The sequence below is a fragment of the Eubacterium sp. genome (genome assembly GCF_057858645.1).
In genome coordinates this window covers 19379-38299 of record NZ_DBLZZO010000022.1, presented here as the reverse complement: position 1 = coordinate 38299, position 18921 = coordinate 19379, and the positions used below count along the sequence as shown (strand labels likewise).

The window sequence follows — 18921 nt, the reverse complement described above, 5'->3', positions numbered from 1 at the left end:
CAAATGTTTAGACATACAAGAGTAAATTGTGTAATAAAAAATTCCTGTAATGAAAACTTGAGTGAAAATAAATCACGCATAAAGGAATCAGATTTTTAATACGAAATGTATGATTAAAAAAAAGAAAATGAAAATTAGATAAGAAAAAGGAAAATAGGATGAGAAAAAGAAAAAATAAAATGAGAGAAAAATTTATATTAAAATTAAAGAAATGCTTAGTCTTGGGAATGTGCTTGTGCATATTCCAAACTACCGTAAGTGCAGCTACACCATGGTCCCAAAGTAACGGTATTTTTTATGACGGTAATGGAAATGAAATTAAAGGTGCAATTGCAAAAGGAATAGACATAAGTTACCATCAGGGAGATATTGATTGGGCGAAGGTTAAAGCTGAAGGTTTTACTTTTGCACTTCTAAGATGTGGATACGGCGATAATATTGAATCTCAGCATGACAGCAAATTTGTGCAGAATGTAAAAGGCTGTGAAGAAAATGGAATTGAATACGGCGTGTACATATATTCTTACGCAGTGAATACACAAATGGCAAAGAACGAAGCTGACCATGTTTTAACAATGCTTGATGGTGCAGGTGCAAAACCTACCATGCCAATTTATTATGACATAGAAGATGAAAAAACTCAGGGTAATCTAAAAGCTTCAAAGTTAGGAGATATTGCAGAAACTTTTTGCAATATTATGAAAGAAAAAGGTTATAAAGTTGGAGTTTATTCCAATTATTATTGGTGGACAAATAAGCTTACCGATGCCAGATTTGAAAATTGGGCAAGATGGGTTGCAAGATATAATAATGAAAGTGGTTACGAAAAAAAATATGATATTTGGCAGTATAGTGAAAACAGTACAGTTAACGGAATCGGTGGAAATAAGACAGATGTAAATATATTGTTGTCAAGGGAATGTAGTGTGACAGGTCATAACTACGCAGTGGAACAGTTAATTACAAAAGGAACAATATCAAAGTCAGGTAAAGCTACATATTATTGTAAAACCTGTGGTCACAAGAAAACAGACATAATACCAAAAGTAAAAAGCGTAACTTTATCAAAAACAAAATATGAGTATACAGGCAAGTTAAATAAGCCTACAGTGAAAATAACTAATTCAAAAGGAAGTCTTTTAACCCAAAATGATTATTCAGTGAGTTATAGCAAGAATAAAAACGTAGGAGTTGCTACAGTAACAATAACCCTTAAGGGCAATTATCAGGGAACTACTAATAAAACTTTTAAAATAGTACCTGGAACAGTAAAGAAATTAACGGTAAAAAACAACAGCAAACAAAAGGCAAAGATAAACTGGAAGAAAGTATCGCAGACATCAGGCTATGAAATTCAATATGCTACAAATAAGTCAATGAAGAAAGCAAAGACTGTAACTGTTAAGAAGACTTCAAAAGTATTATCAAAGCTTAAGAAGAATAAAACATACTATGTAAGAGTAAGAGCATACAAAACAGTTTCAGGTAGCAAGTTTTATGGCTCTTACAGTGGAAAGAAATCTGTGAAAATAAAGAGATAATTAGGAAGAATGACTATGACGATAAAAAAGAATGTGGATGCTTCTTTGAGAGAACACAAAAAATTAGAAGAACAACATAATTCAGAAAAACAAAATAAATTAGAAAAACAGCAGAATTCGGAAAAACAAAATAAGTTCAGTGAACAGGATAATTTAAAGAAGCTGAATTCTGTTGAGCAGCAAAGTGATTTGAATGAAGTGTTAGATGAGGACATTTTGCTTAAGTTAGAACAATTGTTGGAACAGAATCAATTCGAATTGGTTTCAGGCAAAGTAAAACAAAATAAACTGAAATTAATTTATCTTATGAATGATGCAGTTGAAAGTTTTATTGTATTTGAAAATGCCAAAACTACAGGTGAGTACCTGAAAGAATATCAGGGTGAAATATTTTACTCATTAAGCAAAGAAGATGCAAATAAATATGTTTTGGTTGTCCATCAGAGAGATGTGGTTTTAACAATTTGGTTTGAAAAATTATCCATGGAAATTAATTTGTACCAATACGGTCGAACAGGACATTTCTGGGTGAAAGGTTACGAAAACATAAGACAGTTAGAATATAAAATCGCAATCCTAACAGACAAAAGAGATTATTTAGGAGAAGAATATTGCAATAAGGAAGAATTGGAACTTTCAAGGTTGAAGGATTTTCCACCACTTAATTATTGCTGTTATCCATCGGTGCCGGAAAAATATCTTGTGCCAAAGGAAAATCCATGGGTGCCAACAAGTGAAGCAATAGACATAATGAAAAAATATGCCCAGCTTGTTAAAGACGAATCGTTGGTTAAAGCCCTTGAAAAGTACAGAAACAATCCGGGAAAAAAGCAGGCTAAGAAGATTGCAACTATGCTACACCGAAACAGTCATAAACAAATAATTGACTATATAACAAACCGTTTTATAGAAATTACAGATGAATATCCAAAAAGACATTTCGGAAAAGCAAATGACGAAAAGTATAAGCTAATTATAAATAAAGGGAAAAAGCTCCAGAAACAGTTTGCAGAAAAAAATGTAAAAACGCAACTTTATATTGAAGAACCTTTTGTAGAATTAAAGGATTCAATAGAATTTAAAGTATATGTTTTGGTGGAAAAGAAGAGTATTCTAAATCAGAAAAATTACTATATTAAACTAACAGACAGTAATGATTTTAGAATGTTATAAAGAGTAAGGAGTTGTGAGTCTGTGAAATAAAGTCTGTAAATAGACATTCTATGATAAGTGATGGAGCTGTAAGTTCATGAAATGAGCTTGCAGCTCTTGTTTATATAACTAGCATATAAAAATACCCATGTCAAGGACGCCCGTTTTATAACGGGCGTATATTCATCCTTGATATTGGGTATTTTTTATGCTATTCAGGCAAACGGCCTTCGTACATAATGCTCAGTTCTCCATACACCTGAGCCCAGTTCCTTAAGGTCGTTGTCCATTTCTTCGTTGCTTCAAAGGTTGACAGGTACAGTGCTTTCAATAATGCCTTGTCGCTTGGAAATACACTTCTCTGACGATTAAGTTTCCTGTATGTTGAATTTAAACTTTCACACTCTCGTTTTACAGAAGCTACATATTTTAACTTTTTTTGAAAATTAATGAATATTGTTACGTCTTTTTCCTGTCATGTCAGAAACTACAAGTTTAAATACTGTTGTAACTTTCATCATATTTGTGTTGAATTTGAAATCTTCTGCGTGATATTGATTCATTAAAATCTTTAAAGCCTCGAATTTATGCTCATCGTCAATGAATTCAATTGTTCCGTGACCAATAACACTTTCATAACCCATTGTACATGACATACGCTCTTCATATAGAATAAAGTTGTGGTTACAGTCCATTTCAAAAGTTGCACGATTATCTTTTCTAATTAAATCTAACTTAGTTCCTTTAGTTGCACAGTGGAAATATAATTCAACCTGTTTTCCGTCAACTACATTAAGACCAAAATTAAGAGGCACAATGTAAGGATAGTCTCCGTCATTAAATGCTAATCTACAGGCATCACATTTCTTTATGATTTCAACAATTTCATCAAAATCTGTAATTTCACGATCTTTTCTTCTCATACTAATCACCTTTCTAACTATTAAAATAGTTATTCCTTTCTTAATATTAAAGTACAATATATTTTAATTTAAAACAAGTTAAAATGTTTACAGGCATTATAAATACCATTGTCATCTACATTGGTAGTAACATAATCTGCTTGATTCCGTAAGCTTTGTAAGAAGGTTCAACAAAGAAATATTCCTTGTGAAAACGACACCAAGGTGAATTTTTGATAGAATCCAACTTGAATTCATCAGGATATAAACAGGCAATGTAAGCTTTGTAAATTTGAGGAAAGTTTTTAGGATCCAAACTGAGGACAATTCTTGTATTCATATAGATGTGATGAGTCAGGTTGTAAAAATTTTCATCAGGAGCAAATCTGATGTCAGAGTTTTCTGTTTGAATAGCCCAAGTGTACCCTTTAGCTTGACATTCATCTATTCATCTATAAGAGAAATCATATCTTCTCTAGGAAGTGGTTTTATATCAATTAGTTTGTTATCAATTGTTATACCATAACCACCGGCAACTAAAGTTACGTCAATATCGAAAAAAATATATTTCTTATTCATTGTGTTTCTTCCGTATTTAAAAGTATTTCTTTTAAACAACATTGTTTCTTATATATTACGAAAAGGAAAAATTAACTTATACAAAAATAATCTTTGATTAATATAAAAATAGTATATTTGTTTATACTAAAATAGTAAAATGGTTAATTTGACATTACATTATAATTGAATTAAGATGGAGAAAAGACTGAAAATGAAGGAGACGTATTATGGAAAGAAAGAACGCTTGGAAAACATATAATGATAGTGAAAAAGAACAATTACAGAGTTTAAATGCAGACTATATAGATTTTTTGTCTGAATGCAAAACAGAAAGAGAATGTATTAGCGAAACAGTAAAAAGAGCTAAGGAAAAAGGCTATATTAGTTTAGAAGAAGCTATTGCAAATAGCAAGAAATTAAAACAGGGCGATAAAGTTTATGCAGTTTGTATGAACAAGACAATTGCCTTATTTAATATAGGTAAGGAACCATTAGAAAAAGGTATGAATATTCTTGGGGCACATGTGGATTCACCTCGAATGGACATAAAACAGAATCCGTTATATGAGAACGAAGGTATGGCTTACCTTGACACACATTATTACGGTGGTATTAAGAAGTATCAGTGGGTAACATTACCACTTGCAATCCATGGCGTAATTGTTAAGAAGGACGGCACAACAGTTAATGTAAATATTGGTGAGAAACCGGAGGATCCTGTATTTTGTGTTACAGATTTACTTATTCATCTTGCGGCTAATCAAATGGAAAAGAAAGCAGCAAAAGTTGTTGAAGGAGAAAATCTTGATATTTTAGTTGGAACAATACCTCTTAATGATGAAGAAAAGGAAGCTACTAAAAAAGGTGTTCTTGAAATTCTTAAAGAAATGTATAGCATGGAAGAAGAAGATTTCATGTCTGCAGAGCTTGAAGTTGTACCGGCAGGAAGAGCAAGAGAAATGGGATTTGACAGAAGCATGATTATTTCATACGGTCAGGATGACAGAGTGTGTGCTTACACTTCATTAGTAGCAATGCTTGAAATGGAGAAGGTTGATAAGACTTCATGTTGCCTTTTAGTAGACAAAGAAGAAATCGGTAGTGTTGGTGCTACAGGAATGCAGTCACGCTTCTTTGAAAATACAGTGGCAGAATTATTAAATTTATTTGATGATTACAGTGAAATCAAATTAAAGAGATGTCTTGCTAACAGCAGAATGTTATCATCAGATGTAAATGCAGCATTCGATGCATTATATGCAGAAGCTTTCCAGAAGAACAGTTCATCATTTATGGGAAAAGGTGTTGTATTTAACAAGTTTACAGGACGTGGCGGCAAGTCTGGTTCAAATGATGCTAACGCAGAATATCTTGCAGCCTTAAGAAAGATCATGGATGACAATAATGTAAACTACCAGATGGCTGAACTTGGAAAAGTAGATATTGGTGGCGGCGGTACAATCGCTTACATTATGGCATTATACGGTATGGAAGTTATTGATAGTGGTGTTGCAGTATTAAGCATGCATGCACCATGGGAAGTAACAAACAAGGCAGATGTTTATGAAGCATATAAGTGCTATAAGGCATTTTTAAAGGATGCATAAAATAGTTGAAAAATGAGAATGGTAATTTTTTAAAAGAAGGGGACACAATCGTAATGCCAAAAGATGTGCCACATGCAGTATTTGGTGAGAAAAGATTTAAAATGGAATTAGTTGTTTCATTTTAAATAAATAATACAAAAAGTAACTACAATATGATAGAATGGAAAACGGACTTTAAGGAGAAAGAATGGAAAAAAACAAAAGAGAAAATAAGTCTAATGTACTTTATTTCCTAGGAAGAATTTTAAGTTGTGAAGTAAAGACGGATTCTTTTAAGGTTTACCATGAGGAAGAAAGTATTTTTACAAAAATATCACTAAAGGATAACAATAAGTCTTTTGAAAAATTAAAAGCCACAGCGAAGAAAGATGCTAAGGCAAATGGACTTTTGAGCAATGCTGAAAAAAATGCAAAAACTATTATAAGTTCTTTTTTCTGGAAAGAATACAACAAAGATGAGTACAAAATAAAATATATAGGATAAATGAGGTTAAGGTTTTGGTAAAAGGATTTGATAATGAGAAATATTTAAAGATGCAATCAGAGCATATTAAGGAAAGAATTGCACAGTTTGGGAACAAGTTGTATTTGGAATTTGGTGGTAAGCTTTTTGATGACTATCATGCATCAAGAGTGTTGCCGGGATTTGAGCCAGACTCAAAGTTACAAATGTTATTACAGTTAAAAGACCATGCAGAAGTTGTAATTGTAATTAGCGCAGAAGACATTGAAGAAAACAAGATTCGTGGAGATTACGGAATTACATACGACATGGACGTGTTAAGATTAATTGACGAATTCCAGTCAGTAGGTTTGTATGTGGGAAGTGTATGTTTAACAAAATTTACAGGACAGCCTGCAGCAGAATCATTCCAGAACAGATTGCAGGAATTAGGAATTAAGTCTTACAGACATTACAAGATTCCGGGCTATCCAAATGATGTTGATTACATAGTTAGTGATAATGGATATGGTAAAAATGATTACATTGAAACAGAAAGACCATTAGTTGTTATAACAGCTCCGGGACCTGGAAGCGGAAAGATGGCAACCTGCCTTTCACAGTTGTACCATGAACACAAAAGAGGAATTAACGCAGGATATGCCAAGTTCGAAACTTTTCCAATTTGGAATATTCCATTAAAACATCCGGTAAACTTAGCATACGAAGCTGCAACAGCAGACTTAAATGATGTTAATATGATTGACCCATATCATCTTGAAGCTTACGGTGAAACAACAGTCAACTACAATAGAGACATTGAAATTTTCCCTGTTGTAAATGCAATATTCCAATTAATATCAGGAGAAAGTCCATACAAGTCACCTACAGACATGGGTGTTAACATGGCAGGTAACTGTATTATAGATGACGAAGTTTGTTGCAAGGCTTCAAAGCAGGAAATAATCAGAAGATACTATCAGGCACTTTGTGAAAAAAGAAGAGCCGGTGAAACAAAGAAGAATATTTCAAAGTTAGAGAATTTAATGCAGCAGGCGCAGATTACCGTAGAAGACAGAAAAGTAATTGTTGAAGCATTAAAGAAGGAAAAAGAAACAGATGGAAAACCTGTTGTGGCATTAGAACTTCCAAATGGAAAAATAGTAACAGGAAGTACATCCGATTTGTTAGGAGCAGCGGCAGCAGCTCTTCTTAACGGAATAAAAGCTTTAGGGGAAATAGAAGACGATGTGAAATTAATTGCAAAAGAAGCAATTGAACCAATACAGATTTTGAAAACAAATTATCTTGGTAGCAAGAACCCACGTCTTCATACAGATGAAATCCTAATTGCATTATCATCAACAGCAGCTCATAACGAAAACGCAAAGAAAGCAATGAGCCAGCTACATAAATTAAAAGGATGTGATGCACACTCAACAGTATTATTGTCATCAGTAGATGAGAATATATTTAAAAAATTAGGAATCCAACTTACATGCGAACCAAAGTATGAGCATGACGGAAGGAAATATCATAAACTGTAAATTATGATGGAAAACTTGATTTAGTACAAATATTTGAAAATATAATTAAAAGAATAAATATAGAAAGTTCCCAATTAAGTTGATTGTAGAAATGGCTTGGTTTGGAACTTTTTTCTTGGGAAATATTCTTTAGTAGATGAGGAATGTAAGATGATAAAATTGTTAGTCTTTAATATTGAAGGCTGAAGTTGGTACTAATGGAGGACTCAAAAAAATCAATGTATTGAAAGCACAAATGAAATAGAAATCAATGTGAAAGAAATGTTGAGGGAATATATAATGGTGTAAATTACAAAGTAAAAAATAAAATTATGACACCTTTATAACAAATGGTATCTAGAAAAGTTTTTTTTGTATGTTAGAATATAACAATGTAAACAAAAAAGAGGAGGAGTTAAAAAATGAAAAAGTTACAAAGTAGAATACTGGCAATTGTACTTGTAATTGCCGTGGCAGGAGCTTACATGCCAATTTCAGAAGTACCAACTTATGCAGCTACTAAAAAAGTAAAGCTGAGTAAAAAGAAAGTACGTCTAAAAGTTGGGAAAAAGAAAACTATTAAATTAAAAAATGTAAGGAAAAAGGTTAAATGGAAAGTAGTAAAAGGGAAAAAAGTAGTTTCCATTAAGAAAAAAGGAAAATTAAAAAACAAAATTGTAATTAAAGCTAAAAAAGCCGGAAAGGCAGTAATAAAAGCTACATATAAGAAAAAGAAATACAAAGTAAAAGTAACGGTAAAAAATAGTAAAGGGGAACAGCAAACATCAGGAAATGCACAGACATCTACAACAGTTGCTCCTACAACTGCAAATGGTGTAGTAGTTACAACTAAAGTTGTAGAATCAAAAACAGAGATTACGACGGAAACTCTGACAGCAGCGCCAACAGAGGCACCGACAGTAGCGCCAACAGAGGCATCAACAGTAGCGCCAACAGAGGCACCGACAGTAGCCCCAACAGAGGCACCAACGGTAGCACCATCAACAGCGGATCCTAATAAACCTGCAGCACCGATAGGATTAACATTTGCAGGAAGCAAGGATTTACCATTCTATTTTGCATGGGCAATTACTGAAGGAGTTACATATAATTTTTACATAAATGATACAAAAATTGAATCAGGAATTGTTGCAGGATTCTATAATTGTGATTCAAAATATTTTACAACAGTGGGAGATTATAAAATTTCCGTAACAGCAGAAAAAAATGGATATGAGTCAGATAAAGCTACAATCGATTTTAAAGTAACAAAAGATAATGTAGCTACAACAGAGGCGTCTACGGAAGCACCAACGGTAACCCCAACAGAGGCGTCTACAGAAGCACCAACGGTAGCACCAACAGAGGCGTCTACAGAAGCACCTACCGAAGCACCAACGGAAGCTCCAACTAAGGCACCGGAAGATGCATCTCATGTAGTAAAGAATCCGGGGGTTCAGGAGGAAGCAGCTGATTCTCAGGTAGCAAGTGACATTTCACTTACACCATATTGGGATGGTATTGATGATAAATTGTCATCAACCAAAGGAAATACAAGTGACAACGAAGGAATAGAAAAATTATTTGACAATAATGTTAATACAAAGTTCTTTACAAATGATGCTCCGGCAATCACTATTGCATGGAAAATGAAGAGAGCAGTTACACTTAAGAGTTACACATTTGTATTAGCAGGGGATGCATCCACATATAAGCATAGAGATCCTCACAGCTGGGCAGTATATGCATCAATGGATGGTGAAAACTGGACAACTGTTTCAGATGTTGATAATGGTGGAATTACCCACACAAATAATGGTGAATACACATTTAATTGTACAACAAAGATGTCAGCACAATATTTTATGATTATTATTAAAAATAGTGGTGATGATGGAAAGTTGTATTATGGTTCACAGATGTCTGAAATTTATCTGAAAGGTGATGTCGACAGAATTACAGAAAGTAGAGGAAGTGATATTACGGATCAGGTAAGTGGAATAGATACTGGGGCTACTACAATAAACGGATTTAATTCAAATGAAGGTGTGGAAAATATATTTGATGGTAAGAGAGCAACTAAATTATATTCTACATCTCAGATACCGGGGAATATAGTATGGAAAATGAAACAGAATACAACACTTTACAGTTACACAATTACAACTGCTAACGATAATTCAAAATATACAAACAGAACAATTAAGGCATGGAAGTTATACGGCTTGGCTGACGGAAAAAACTGGGAATTAATTGATACGGTAAATGAAAGCGGAATGGCAGATCAGGATTATGCTGATTACACATATCTTGTTGATAAGATAGGAACATATACTCAGTATAAAATGGAAATTACAGAATTGTACGGAAATAGTTTCCAGATTTCAGACATTACATTAAGGGGTAATTCAGTAACTGATAGTGAGTTCAAAGCTTTGTTTGTAGGTGACTGGGAACAGGTTACAGCAAAGGGATATAAAGAAGCATTGTATAATGCATTCTACGAGGTTTACCCAAGACAGTATAAACGTTGGGGAACAGGTTCGGAACCTAAAAAAATATTTGTAAGAGCTGACAAGGGATATGATGGAGTGGCATACACATCCGGTTCTTCAATAGTAATTTCAGTTGATTGGATGAATAATAATCCAAGAGGAATTGGATATTTTACACATGAGTTAACACATGCTGTACAGCAGTACGGAAATGTATCTTCATCATCAAAAGCATGGTGGGTAGAAAATATGGCAAATTACGGTGGATTCCGTTACTATCACTGGGCACATGAAGATACTGCGCAGGTATATTATGCCAACGATACATCCCTTCAGGACTGGGGCTATGAGGCATATGGAAATAATAAATGGTTCTTCTCATATATGGATTCAAAATATCCAACAACAAAGGATAGTAATGGCAATGTAAAATACGGTCTTATTGATAGTCTCAACCATTTATTAAAGGACAATAAGGGTACAACATATGATGATAATCCATATGATACATCAACACCATGGAATCAGTTAGTAAAACAGATTACAGGATATGATTGTATAGAAGCTCTTAGATTACATTATGTAGATGAACTTAAAAACGGTACATGGACATTTACCGGATTTGGAAATTATTCAGATAATTGGATCACTACAGATTTGCCGGGAGTACCTAATATTGATTATCCTGCTTACGTAGGAAAAAATCATGGAAATACAACCGGTACAAAACTGTCTTCAGCAGTAACAAGCGGAACAAATTTATTGTCAGGTGCAACAATTATCAGTGAATCAGGTTACACAAAGGATGGTGAGTCTTCATCTAAACTTATTGATGGCGATTTGTCAACAAAATGGTGTGCAACATCTGGAAGCGTCGAAAACCAGGCATATGCTTTATCAGGTGCTCAGCACTTTGTAAAGATAGACCTTGGAAGTACAAAGACATTTAATACCTATACTCTTTACAATACACAAAGTAAGGAAGGTTTTGGTAATACTACTGAATGGGAAGTTCTTGTATCAAACGATGGAAAAGAATGGAAGTCAGTAGATTATCAAGTAAATCAGAATGATGCAATTTCATCCTTTGACATAGGAAAACAGACAGCAAGATACATTGTATTTAAGATATTTAATTCAGATAATGGTGGAGTTGGTACTGTAAGACTTTACGAACTTCAGTTATATAACAGATAGAAAAATATTTAATGACCCTTTATGCTATTAACAGTGGCATAAAGGGTTTTTTTAGGTTAAAATAAAAATGAAAGGATATTTAAGGAGTTGAGAATGGATAATAAAAAAATATTTTTAGCACCTGGAGCCCATATTGTGGGAAATGTCAGTCTTGGGGAAAATGTAGGAATATGGTACAATGCAGTAGTCCGTGCTGATATGGAAAGTATTACAATTGGAAACAACACTAATATACAGGATAATTGTACATTGCATACAGGAAATGGATTTCCAATTGTTGTTGGAGAGGGAGTAACCATAGGACATAATGCTATTGTACATGGATGCCATATTGGAGATAATACAGTAATCGGAATGGGTAGTATTTTATTAAATGGAGCCAAAGTAGGAAGAAACTGTATTATAGGAGCAGGAACTCTTGTTACGGGGAAAATGGAAATTCCTGATAATTCAATGGCCTTTGGAAATCCGGCAAAAATAATTAGAAAACTTACATCAAAAGAGATAATGGCTAATAAAGAAAATGCTATGGAGTATGTGAAACTTATGAAGGAATATAATTAAAAAGACTGAAATACGATTTTCTAATGATAGGAAAAGAGACATGAGTAATTGGATATTTAAAAATAAAAAATTTGTATCGGCTTTGGCATTTTTGTGTGCGGCAGGATGGTCATTGGCGTATCCTCTTATAAAACTTGGATATTCAAATCTAAATGTGGCATCAGATGATCTTGGAAGCAAAATCAATATTAATAATAATTTCTCTTGTGTTAATATCAGCAGTATGTTTTGGTATATACAATCAGCTGATTGCCTGTAACCTAATAAGCAAAATAGCAATTTTTAATGCATTTATTCCTATATTGGGAGTTATATTCTCGGCAATAATATTAGGAGAGCCAATGAAGTTTAAGTACTTTGTAGCAGGAATGCTTGTGGCACTTGGAGTGTATGTAATTAATAAATTTGATGGTAAGTAGAAGGAGGAAAGAATCATGAAGAAGATGTTAACTTTTGTAATTGCAGTAATCTCGTTATGTGGTTTATTTACCATACTAAAGAGTGACAATGCCTATGCGGCAACCAACAGACTGTTGGAGAAGGACAAGGTATACTATTATGATTTGGATGGAGATGGCACTAAGGAAAAGATATATTACCAGACCCATGTAAGCGCTAAAGACAATGAGTTTTTTGACAGTGTAAGTCTGTTTATAAATGACAAAAATGTATATACAAAAAAATTAACAGACGTATGGGCAAGCTATAAGGTAATTGACTTTGACACTTCTGACAAGACAATAGAGTTAAATTTTCAGATAGGCAGTTATTCGTATACATTGGATTACAGTTCTTTTCAAAGATGGAACGGAAAAGAAATTACAGAATTTGAAACAAGCAGTAACAAGGCACTGATGTATGGGAGAGGATATCGGTTCAAGAATGTGAAAGGTAATGGAAGGTTCCATATTATTGTGGATACACCTTACGCATTGCCAATAGGATGTTTTTACGCAGATATTCCATTACAGTTAAAAGGTGATAAAATTGTACCGGCTACGGGAACTTACAAACTTGTGGAAAGCTCAAAAAAATATATGTATACTGTAAAGAAAAATATGAAAGTGTACAAAACTGCATCTAAAAAATCAAAGAATAAATTTACTTTGAAAAAGGGAGATAAGCTTAGAATTATAAAAATCAAGCCGGCAAAGAATGTAGCAAAACGCCCTAAGGGAAAATATAGTCTTGATAAGAGGGATAACGGGTTTGCATATGTAAAAACTAAAACCGGAAAGAAGGGATGGATTTTCTTAAGTAAGAAAATGTCAAGCTGGGGAAAGAAAACTTTGTTTAAAAAGGTTCCGGGATGGGGCTGATACAATAGTGATAACTCCCTATCTCTTTTTTATAACTCACTTATTTTAAGTCAGCAGGAAAAACAATATCCTGCTGATTTCTTATTTTATCCATAACCTTCAATGCCATAAGAGAATATCTGATATTTCCTCAGGAAGTCCAAATAATTTAACCAGCGGATGAATGCAGTACATTCCAATGTCCGTAAGAGACCCGTTTGAAAAATCTTTGTTAAAGGCGAAGATAATTGTAAGGATGACGGGACATATAAGTATGTAGTCAGACGAAAAGGGAAAGCAACAAATCATTATACAAGCAATCTAGATGAAAAGATTGATTTTATGCAGGCATTTGAATTTTAATTGCATACAACAATAACAAATCCACTATTGCATTATATTGAATTGAGCGATACAATGCTATAGGAAATTAAATATAGGGGAGCTTGTAGGCAGGCTGAGAGGAAGTAATCAACTTCGACCCTTAAACCTGATTTGGATAATGCCAACGTAGGAATTAAGTATAGGATTTAATGCGGACAAACCAGATTAGGTTTGTCTGTTTTTCATTTTAACGTAACAATTATGATGAGATTCTGCTGTAAAAAGTATTCAGCAGAACGATAAGGAGGAAATATGTTTAAGAAATGTGTAGAAAACGTAAGAAATAATGTGCCTTTAGTTCACAACATTACTAATTATGTAACAGTAAATGATGTGGCTAATGTTTTACTGGCTTGTGGCGGCAGCCCAATTATGTCAGATGATATTGATGATGTGGAAGATATTACATCTATTTGTGGTGGTTTGAACATTAATATTGGAACATTAAATAAAAACACCATACCATCTATGTTTGCAGCAGGAAAGAAAGCAAATGAATTAGGACATGTTGTTTTACTTGATCCTGTTGGGGCAGGGGCAAGCAAGTTAAGAACTAATACAGCAAATGAATTAATGGAAAAAGTGAAATTTGATGTTGTAAGAGGAAATATTTCAGAAGTTAAGACTTTAATGCTGGGTACAGGAAGTACAAAAGGTGTAGATGCAGATGTTTCTGACAAAGTAACAGATGAAAACTTAGACGACACTATTAGCAAGCTCAAGAGTTTTTCAAAGGCAACAGGAAGCATTATCGCAGTAACAGGCGCAATTGATTTAGTTTGTGACAGCGAAAAATGCTATGTTATAAGAAATGGTAGAGCCGAAATGAGTTCAATTACAGGAACAGGATGCCAGTTATCAGGTTTGATGACAGCGTTTTTAGTTGCAAATCCAGAAAACAAATTGGAAGCAGCAGCGGCAGCAGTTTGTACAATGGGACTTGCCGGAGAAATTGCATGGTCAAGAATGAGTGAAGGCGATGGAAACTCAACATACAGAAACAGAATTATTGATGCCATCTACAATATGGATGGTGAAACATTAGAAAAAGGAGCTAAATATGAAGTTAAGTAATACAACAAAGGAAGAATTGCTTTTATACGGCGTAACTGACAGAGCTTGGTTAAATGGCGAAACTTTGTACAGTCAGGTTGAAAAAGCTTTAAAAGGCGGAGCAACTTTTATGCAACTTCGAGAAAAGAAACTTGATGAAGAAAGTTTTTTGAAGGAAGCCATTGAGATAAAAGAATTATGTAGAAAGTACAATGTACCATTTGTAATTAATGACAATGTTGATATTGCTTTGGAAATGGATGCTGACGGCGTTCATGTTGGACAAAGTGACATGGAAGCTTTAGATGTAAGGGCAAAGCTTGGTCCTGATAAGATTATTGGTGTGTCAGCGCAAACTGTTGAGCAGGCAATTTTAGCGGAAAAACACGGAGCAGATTATTTAGGAGTAGGCGCAGTTTTTCCAACCGGCTCCAAAGATGATGCAGAAGAAGTTACTTTTGAAACACTGAAAGCAATATGTCAGGCAGTAAAAATTCCTGTTATTGCCATTGGTGGAATTTCAAAAGGCAATGTTTTAGAACTTGCAGGCAGTGGCATTTGCGGTATAGCAGTTATTAGCGCTATTTTTGCAGCAAAGGATATTGAAGAAGCAACTAAGGAATTAAAAGAAAAAGCAATCAAAATGTTAGAAAAAGGTGAATAATGGCAAAAGGATTTATTTTTGATGTTGATGGGACAATACTTGATTCTATGGAAATATGGATGGATGCAGCTAAGTTGTATTTAAAGGATTTAGGTATTGAGGCTGAGGAAAACTTAGGAGACATTATGTTTAGCCTGACTATGGCAGAAGGAGCAGAGTATATTAGAAAAACATATAAGGTTAATCTTTCTGACAAGGAAATTTGCGATGGTATAAACCAAAAGGTTTTTGGTTTTTACAAAGAAGAAGCTCCACTTAAAGGGAAGTCAATTGAAATTTTAGAGTATGCTCAAAAGAATAACATACCTATGGTGGTTGCAACATCAACAGACCGTCCTATGATTGAGGCGGCTTTTGAAAGGTTGAATCTTGGAAAATATTTTAAGAAAATATATACAACTACAGAGGTTGGTTCAGGAAAAGACAAACCGGAAATTTTTATGAGAGCAATGGAAACATTAGGTACAAAACCTGATGAAACATGGCTGTTCGAAGACGGAGTTTATTCCATGGACACAGCAAAGAAAATGGGTATTCACACAGTTGGTATATATGATAAGTCCAGTGATAAGGATCAGGATATGGTTAAGAGCCTTGCAGATGTTTATATAACAAGCTGGGATGAATATGAAAAAGTAATTAAGGCTGTTAAGTAAAACATAAACATATGATGAACCGTTGTTGACACAGGGTAAAAGAATGTTTACCAGCAAAAAGAGTGTTTAATAACAAAAATTAACAGTTGATAAGTTACTAAAATGATAAGTTAGTAAAGCGGTAAATCGGGGGCACCACTTTTTACCGCTATAAAAAACAGTAGAAATACTGTACCACAATAGAAGACATAAGGAGGAAGCAAAATGAACACAGCATTAACCATTGCGGGAAGTGATTCATGTGGAGGCGCCGGAATACAAGCAGATTTAAAGACAATGACAACTAATGGAGTGTATGGCATGAGTGCCATTACAGCTTTAACTGCTCAAAATACAACCGGCGTATCAGACATTTACGAAGTAACAGCAGATTTTTTAAAGGCACAGCTAAAGGCAATATTTGAGGATATTACACCTGATGCAATTAAGATTGGAATGGTATCTTCAAAAGATTTGATTATAGCAATTGCCGAGAGCCTAAAGAAATACAATGGCAAGAACATTGTGTTAGATCCGGTCATGGTAGCAACAAGTGGAGCAAAATTAATTAGCGATGATGCAATAGAAACACTGAAGGAATATTTAATTCCAATGGCTACTGTAATCACACCGAACATTCCGGAAGCAGAAGTTTTATCAGAAATGAAAATAACTAATGAAGAGGAAATGATTAAGGCAGCAGAAAAAATCAGCAAAAAGTATAATGTTGCAGTTTTGTGCAAAGGTGGTCACAGCATTAATGATGCCAATGATCTATTGTACAGAGATGGTGAATACAAATGGTTTAAGGGGAAACGAATCAACAATCCAAATACACATGGAACAGGATGTACACTTTCAAGTGCTATTGCTTCAAATCTTGCCAAGGGAAGAAATCTTGATGAGGCAGTTGAGAAAGCAAAAGCATATATTTCAGGTGCTTTAGGAGCAATGCTTGATTTAGGAAAGGGTAGTGGACCAATGAATCATGCATTTGCAGTAGAAGGCGAATACTAGAATTAATGGGAGGTACAAAATGGATAAAAAAGGAACATCAGTATTTAGCAACAGTTTAATTTGGTTTGGAGCAGGAGTATCAATTGCAGAAATAGTTACAGGTACATATCTTGCATCGCTAGGAATGGCAAAGGGAATCGCAGCAATTATTATAGGACATCTTATAGGGTGTGGCTTGCTTTTTCTTGCAGGATTAATTGGTGCAAAAACAAAGAAAAGTGCCATGGAAACTGTAAAAATCAGTTTCGGTGAAAAAGGCAGTATTATTTTTGCAGTTTTAAATGTAATTCAGTTGGCAGGTTGGACAGCAATTATGATATATGACGGCGCAGTTTCAGCTAATGGAATTTTTGGCACAGGTCGTCTTATTTGGTGTATTGTAATTGGCTGTTTAATTATTGTTTGGATTTTTATTGGAATTAAAAATATTGAAAAAATAAATGTTGTGGCAATGACAGCATTGTTTGTTTTAACAATTATTTTATGTAGAGTTGTATTTTTCACAGGGAAAGGTGCTACAGCAGTGGCAGCAGATGGACTTACATTTGGGGCAGCAGTAGAGCTTGCAGTAGCGATGCCACTTTCATGGTTACCTTTAATCAGTGATTATACAAGAGAAGCAGAGAAGCCTGTTAAGGCAACAGCGGCAAGTGCCATTGTTTACGGTTTGGTAAGTTGTTGGATGTACATAATCGGTATGGGAGCAGCTATTTTTGCAGAAAATGCCGGTATAGACCAGATTATGTTAAAAGCAGGTTTAGGTATTGCCGGACTACTTATTATAGTATTTTCAACAGTTACAACTACATACCTTGATGCCTATTCAGCAGGTATTTCAAGCGAGTCGATTTGGAAAAAAATTAATGGAAAATATATGGCAATAATAATTACAGTTATTGGAACTGTTGGCGCAATAGTCTATCCAATGGACGATATTACAGATTTCTTATATTTAATAGGTTCAGTATTTGCCCCAATGATAGCAATTCAGATTGCAGACTATTTTGTAATTAAAGGATCTAGTGAAGATAAAAGCTTCAATGCTGTAAACATTGTTATTTGGGTAATCGGATTTGCGCTATATAGATATTTAATGACAGTAGACATAATTGTAGGAAACACATTACCAGATATGGTAATAACACTTATATTATGCGTTATTGTAAATTTTGTTATGAAAAAATCAAAAGCTTAAATTGATTAAAAAAACACAGGGAGAAGGATAGCAAATATCTAAATTACCTGTGTTTTTTATTGTCATAAATTAGTTCTTGATTTCTTTAGTAAACATTCTATTTAACAGATAAGCATGTACAAAGCCTGATATTTCAGGTAGAAATACAATAAAAACTGTAAAGCCTTTAATAACTATTACCCACATAACAATATCTACAACTGTCATTATTAAGAATGACCATATATATTTAACTACAAACTGCCAGGATAATTTCAGAACTCTTCTCACACTGTCATAGAACTGGGCAATGTATGCAAAGGCAGCACTTAAAACCATGTAATAGAATAGAAAAATAATCACATACAAAGGTAGTGCATATTGAAATACACCGCCAATGGTTTTGGTATTTAAAACTATGTAAATGCTTGTAAGTAAAACAGCTCCGATTACTCCAAGTATTAACCAGACAATAGTGGCAATTTTGAAGTTTTCTTTAAAAGCCTTAAAGAAACTTTTTGTAATGTAGGATTCCTCATCTTTTACAAGTTTAAGCATTACAGAGTAAAAGGCTGTAGTAGAAGCACCGATGGTTATAATAGGTATTGAGCATACAAGCCAAAGTAAAGTAGCAATTAGAGTGTCTGTAGCTTTGTTTAAAAAGTTAATAAATTTTCCGTCGTAATCTAAAATATGTCCCATTATTTTC

The 18921-nt window shown here is 33.9% G+C and carries 19 protein-coding genes and 1 riboswitch; of the genes, 15 read left to right on the top strand and 4 right to left on the bottom strand.

Annotated features, from left to right (window positions below; genetic code table 11):
* The first annotated feature begins 158 nt into the window (after positions 1–158).
* Entirely contained in the window at positions 159–1541 is a 1383-nt protein-coding gene (locus ACZM4J_RS08715) for a GH25 family lysozyme (RefSeq protein WP_022164945.1), read from the top strand.
* A gap of 15 nt (positions 1542–1556) precedes the next feature.
* Complete coding sequence (locus ACZM4J_RS08710) at positions 1557–2714, top strand: DUF3878 family protein (protein WP_428244829.1); 1158 nt, start codon at positions 1557–1559, stop codon at positions 2712–2714.
* A gap of 190 nt (positions 2715–2904) precedes the next feature.
* On the opposite strand, the gene ACZM4J_RS08705 is transcribed toward ACZM4J_RS08710, so the two are convergent.
* From ACZM4J_RS08705 to ACZM4J_RS08695, 3 genes are all read right to left on the bottom strand, one after another.
* Positions 2905–3150: a transposase gene (locus tag ACZM4J_RS08705; RefSeq protein ID WP_412335122.1), complete on the bottom strand. Its 246-nt coding sequence runs from the start codon at positions 3148–3150 to the stop codon at positions 2905–2907.
* Complete coding sequence (locus ACZM4J_RS08700; RefSeq protein ID WP_022164994.1) at positions 3140–3616, bottom strand: pyridoxamine 5'-phosphate oxidase family protein; 477 nt, start codon at positions 3614–3616, stop codon at positions 3140–3142. The genes ACZM4J_RS08705 and ACZM4J_RS08700 overlap by 11 nt, the downstream gene beginning before the upstream one ends.
* A gap of 423 nt (positions 3617–4039) precedes the next feature.
* On the bottom strand, positions 4040–4174 hold the full coding sequence (locus tag ACZM4J_RS08695) for a hypothetical protein (protein ID WP_022164993.1): 135 nt from the start codon (positions 4172–4174) through the stop codon (positions 4040–4042).
* A 209-nt stretch (positions 4175–4383) separates the two neighbouring features.
* Between ACZM4J_RS08695 and ACZM4J_RS08690 the strand changes: the two genes are divergently transcribed.
* From ACZM4J_RS08690 to cytX, 13 genes are all read left to right on the top strand, one after another.
* Positions 4384–5763 carry an aminopeptidase gene (locus tag ACZM4J_RS08690; protein WP_022164992.1) on the top strand — a complete coding sequence of 460 codons (1380 nt, stop codon included), beginning with the start codon at positions 4384–4386 and terminating at the stop codon, positions 5761–5763.
* Positions 5764–5768: 5 nt separating this feature from the next.
* On the top strand, positions 5769–5888 hold the full coding sequence (locus ACZM4J_RS08685; RefSeq protein WP_489485986.1) for a cupin domain-containing protein: 120 nt from the start codon (positions 5769–5771) through the stop codon (positions 5886–5888).
* 62 nt (positions 5889–5950) lie between these two features.
* The gene (locus tag ACZM4J_RS08680) at positions 5951–6247 is read left to right on the top strand and encodes a DUF4230 domain-containing protein (RefSeq protein WP_022164991.1); all 297 of its coding nucleotides are present in this window, start codon (positions 5951–5953) and stop codon (positions 6245–6247) included.
* A 14-nt stretch (positions 6248–6261) separates the two neighbouring features.
* Positions 6262–7752, top strand: a complete 1491-nt coding sequence (locus ACZM4J_RS08675; protein WP_022164990.1) for a DUF1846 domain-containing protein — start codon at positions 6262–6264, stop codon at positions 7750–7752.
* Positions 7753–8153: 401 nt separating this feature from the next.
* Positions 8154–11423 (top strand): discoidin domain-containing protein, encoded by a 3270-nt coding sequence (locus tag ACZM4J_RS08670; protein WP_428244828.1) that lies wholly within the window; start codon positions 8154–8156, stop codon positions 11421–11423.
* 93 nt (positions 11424–11516) lie between these two features.
* Complete coding sequence (locus tag ACZM4J_RS08665; protein WP_022164988.1) at positions 11517–11987, top strand: gamma carbonic anhydrase family protein; 471 nt, start codon at positions 11517–11519, stop codon at positions 11985–11987.
* A 152-nt stretch (positions 11988–12139) separates the two neighbouring features.
* A complete protein-coding gene (locus tag ACZM4J_RS08660) occupies positions 12140–12406 on the top strand; it encodes an EamA family transporter (RefSeq protein WP_428244827.1) in 267 nt (88 codons plus the stop codon).
* A 15-nt stretch (positions 12407–12421) separates the two neighbouring features.
* Positions 12422–13306: a hypothetical protein gene (locus tag ACZM4J_RS08655; RefSeq protein WP_022164986.1), complete on the top strand. Its 885-nt coding sequence runs from the start codon at positions 12422–12424 to the stop codon at positions 13304–13306.
* A gap of 407 nt (positions 13307–13713) precedes the next feature.
* Positions 13714–13819, top strand: a riboswitch (TPP riboswitch).
* Positions 13820–13921: 102 nt separating this feature from the next.
* Positions 13922–14743, top strand: a complete 822-nt coding sequence (thiM, locus tag ACZM4J_RS08650) for a hydroxyethylthiazole kinase (protein ID WP_022164985.1) — start codon at positions 13922–13924, stop codon at positions 14741–14743.
* A complete protein-coding gene (gene thiE / locus ACZM4J_RS08645; protein ID WP_428244826.1) occupies positions 14730–15386 on the top strand; it encodes a thiamine phosphate synthase in 657 nt (218 codons plus the stop codon). Before thiM ends, thiE begins: the two co-directional genes overlap by 14 nt.
* Complete coding sequence (locus ACZM4J_RS08640; RefSeq protein ID WP_412622502.1) at positions 15386–16042, top strand: HAD family hydrolase; 657 nt, start codon at positions 15386–15388, stop codon at positions 16040–16042. The genes thiE and ACZM4J_RS08640 overlap by 1 nt, the downstream gene beginning before the upstream one ends.
* A gap of 204 nt (positions 16043–16246) precedes the next feature.
* Positions 16247–17038, top strand: a complete 792-nt coding sequence (gene thiD, locus ACZM4J_RS08635; protein WP_022164982.1) for a bifunctional hydroxymethylpyrimidine kinase/phosphomethylpyrimidine kinase — start codon at positions 16247–16249, stop codon at positions 17036–17038.
* Positions 17039–17057: 19 nt separating this feature from the next.
* Positions 17058–18233 (top strand): putative hydroxymethylpyrimidine transporter CytX, encoded by a 1176-nt coding sequence (gene cytX / locus ACZM4J_RS08630; protein WP_302689579.1) that lies wholly within the window; start codon positions 17058–17060, stop codon positions 18231–18233.
* 69 nt (positions 18234–18302) lie between these two features.
* Here cytX and ACZM4J_RS08625 read toward each other — a convergent pair whose 3' ends face one another.
* Complete coding sequence (locus tag ACZM4J_RS08625) at positions 18303–18914, bottom strand: YesL family protein (protein WP_412622499.1); 612 nt, start codon at positions 18912–18914, stop codon at positions 18303–18305.
* Positions 18915–18921 lie beyond the last annotated feature (7 nt).

Coding starts and splice junctions, on each gene's coding strand:
- ACZM4J_RS08715 (WP_022164945.1), top strand. CDS start 159: ATGAGAAAAAGAAAAAATAAAATGAGAGAAAAATTTATATTAAAATTA.
- ACZM4J_RS08710 (WP_428244829.1), top strand. CDS start 1,557: ATGACGATAAAAAAGAATGTGGATGCTTCTTTGAGAGAACACAAAAAA.
- ACZM4J_RS08700 (WP_022164994.1), bottom strand. CDS start 3,616: ATGAGAAGAAAAGATCGTGAAATTACAGATTTTGATGAAATTGTTGAA.
- ACZM4J_RS08695 (WP_022164993.1), bottom strand. CDS start 4,174: ATGAATAAGAAATATATTTTTTTCGATATTGACGTAACTTTAGTTGCC.
- ACZM4J_RS08690 (WP_022164992.1), top strand. CDS start 4,384: ATGGAAAGAAAGAACGCTTGGAAAACATATAATGATAGTGAAAAAGAA.
- ACZM4J_RS08680 (WP_022164991.1), top strand. CDS start 5,951: ATGGAAAAAAACAAAAGAGAAAATAAGTCTAATGTACTTTATTTCCTA.
- ACZM4J_RS08670 (WP_428244828.1), top strand. CDS start 8,154: ATGAAAAAGTTACAAAGTAGAATACTGGCAATTGTACTTGTAATTGCC.
- ACZM4J_RS08665 (WP_022164988.1), top strand. CDS start 11,517: ATGGATAATAAAAAAATATTTTTAGCACCTGGAGCCCATATTGTGGGA.
- ACZM4J_RS08660 (WP_428244827.1), top strand. CDS start 12,140: ATGTGGCATCAGATGATCTTGGAAGCAAAATCAATATTAATAATAATT.
- ACZM4J_RS08655 (WP_022164986.1), top strand. CDS start 12,422: ATGAAGAAGATGTTAACTTTTGTAATTGCAGTAATCTCGTTATGTGGT.
- thiM (WP_022164985.1), top strand. CDS start 13,922: ATGTTTAAGAAATGTGTAGAAAACGTAAGAAATAATGTGCCTTTAGTT.
- thiE (WP_428244826.1), top strand. CDS start 14,730: ATGAAGTTAAGTAATACAACAAAGGAAGAATTGCTTTTATACGGCGTA.
- ACZM4J_RS08640 (WP_412622502.1), top strand. CDS start 15,386: ATGGCAAAAGGATTTATTTTTGATGTTGATGGGACAATACTTGATTCT.
- thiD (WP_022164982.1), top strand. CDS start 16,247: ATGAACACAGCATTAACCATTGCGGGAAGTGATTCATGTGGAGGCGCC.
- cytX (WP_302689579.1), top strand. CDS start 17,058: ATGGATAAAAAAGGAACATCAGTATTTAGCAACAGTTTAATTTGGTTT.
- ACZM4J_RS08625 (WP_412622499.1), bottom strand. CDS start 18,914: ATGGGACATATTTTAGATTACGACGGAAAATTTATTAACTTTTTAAAC.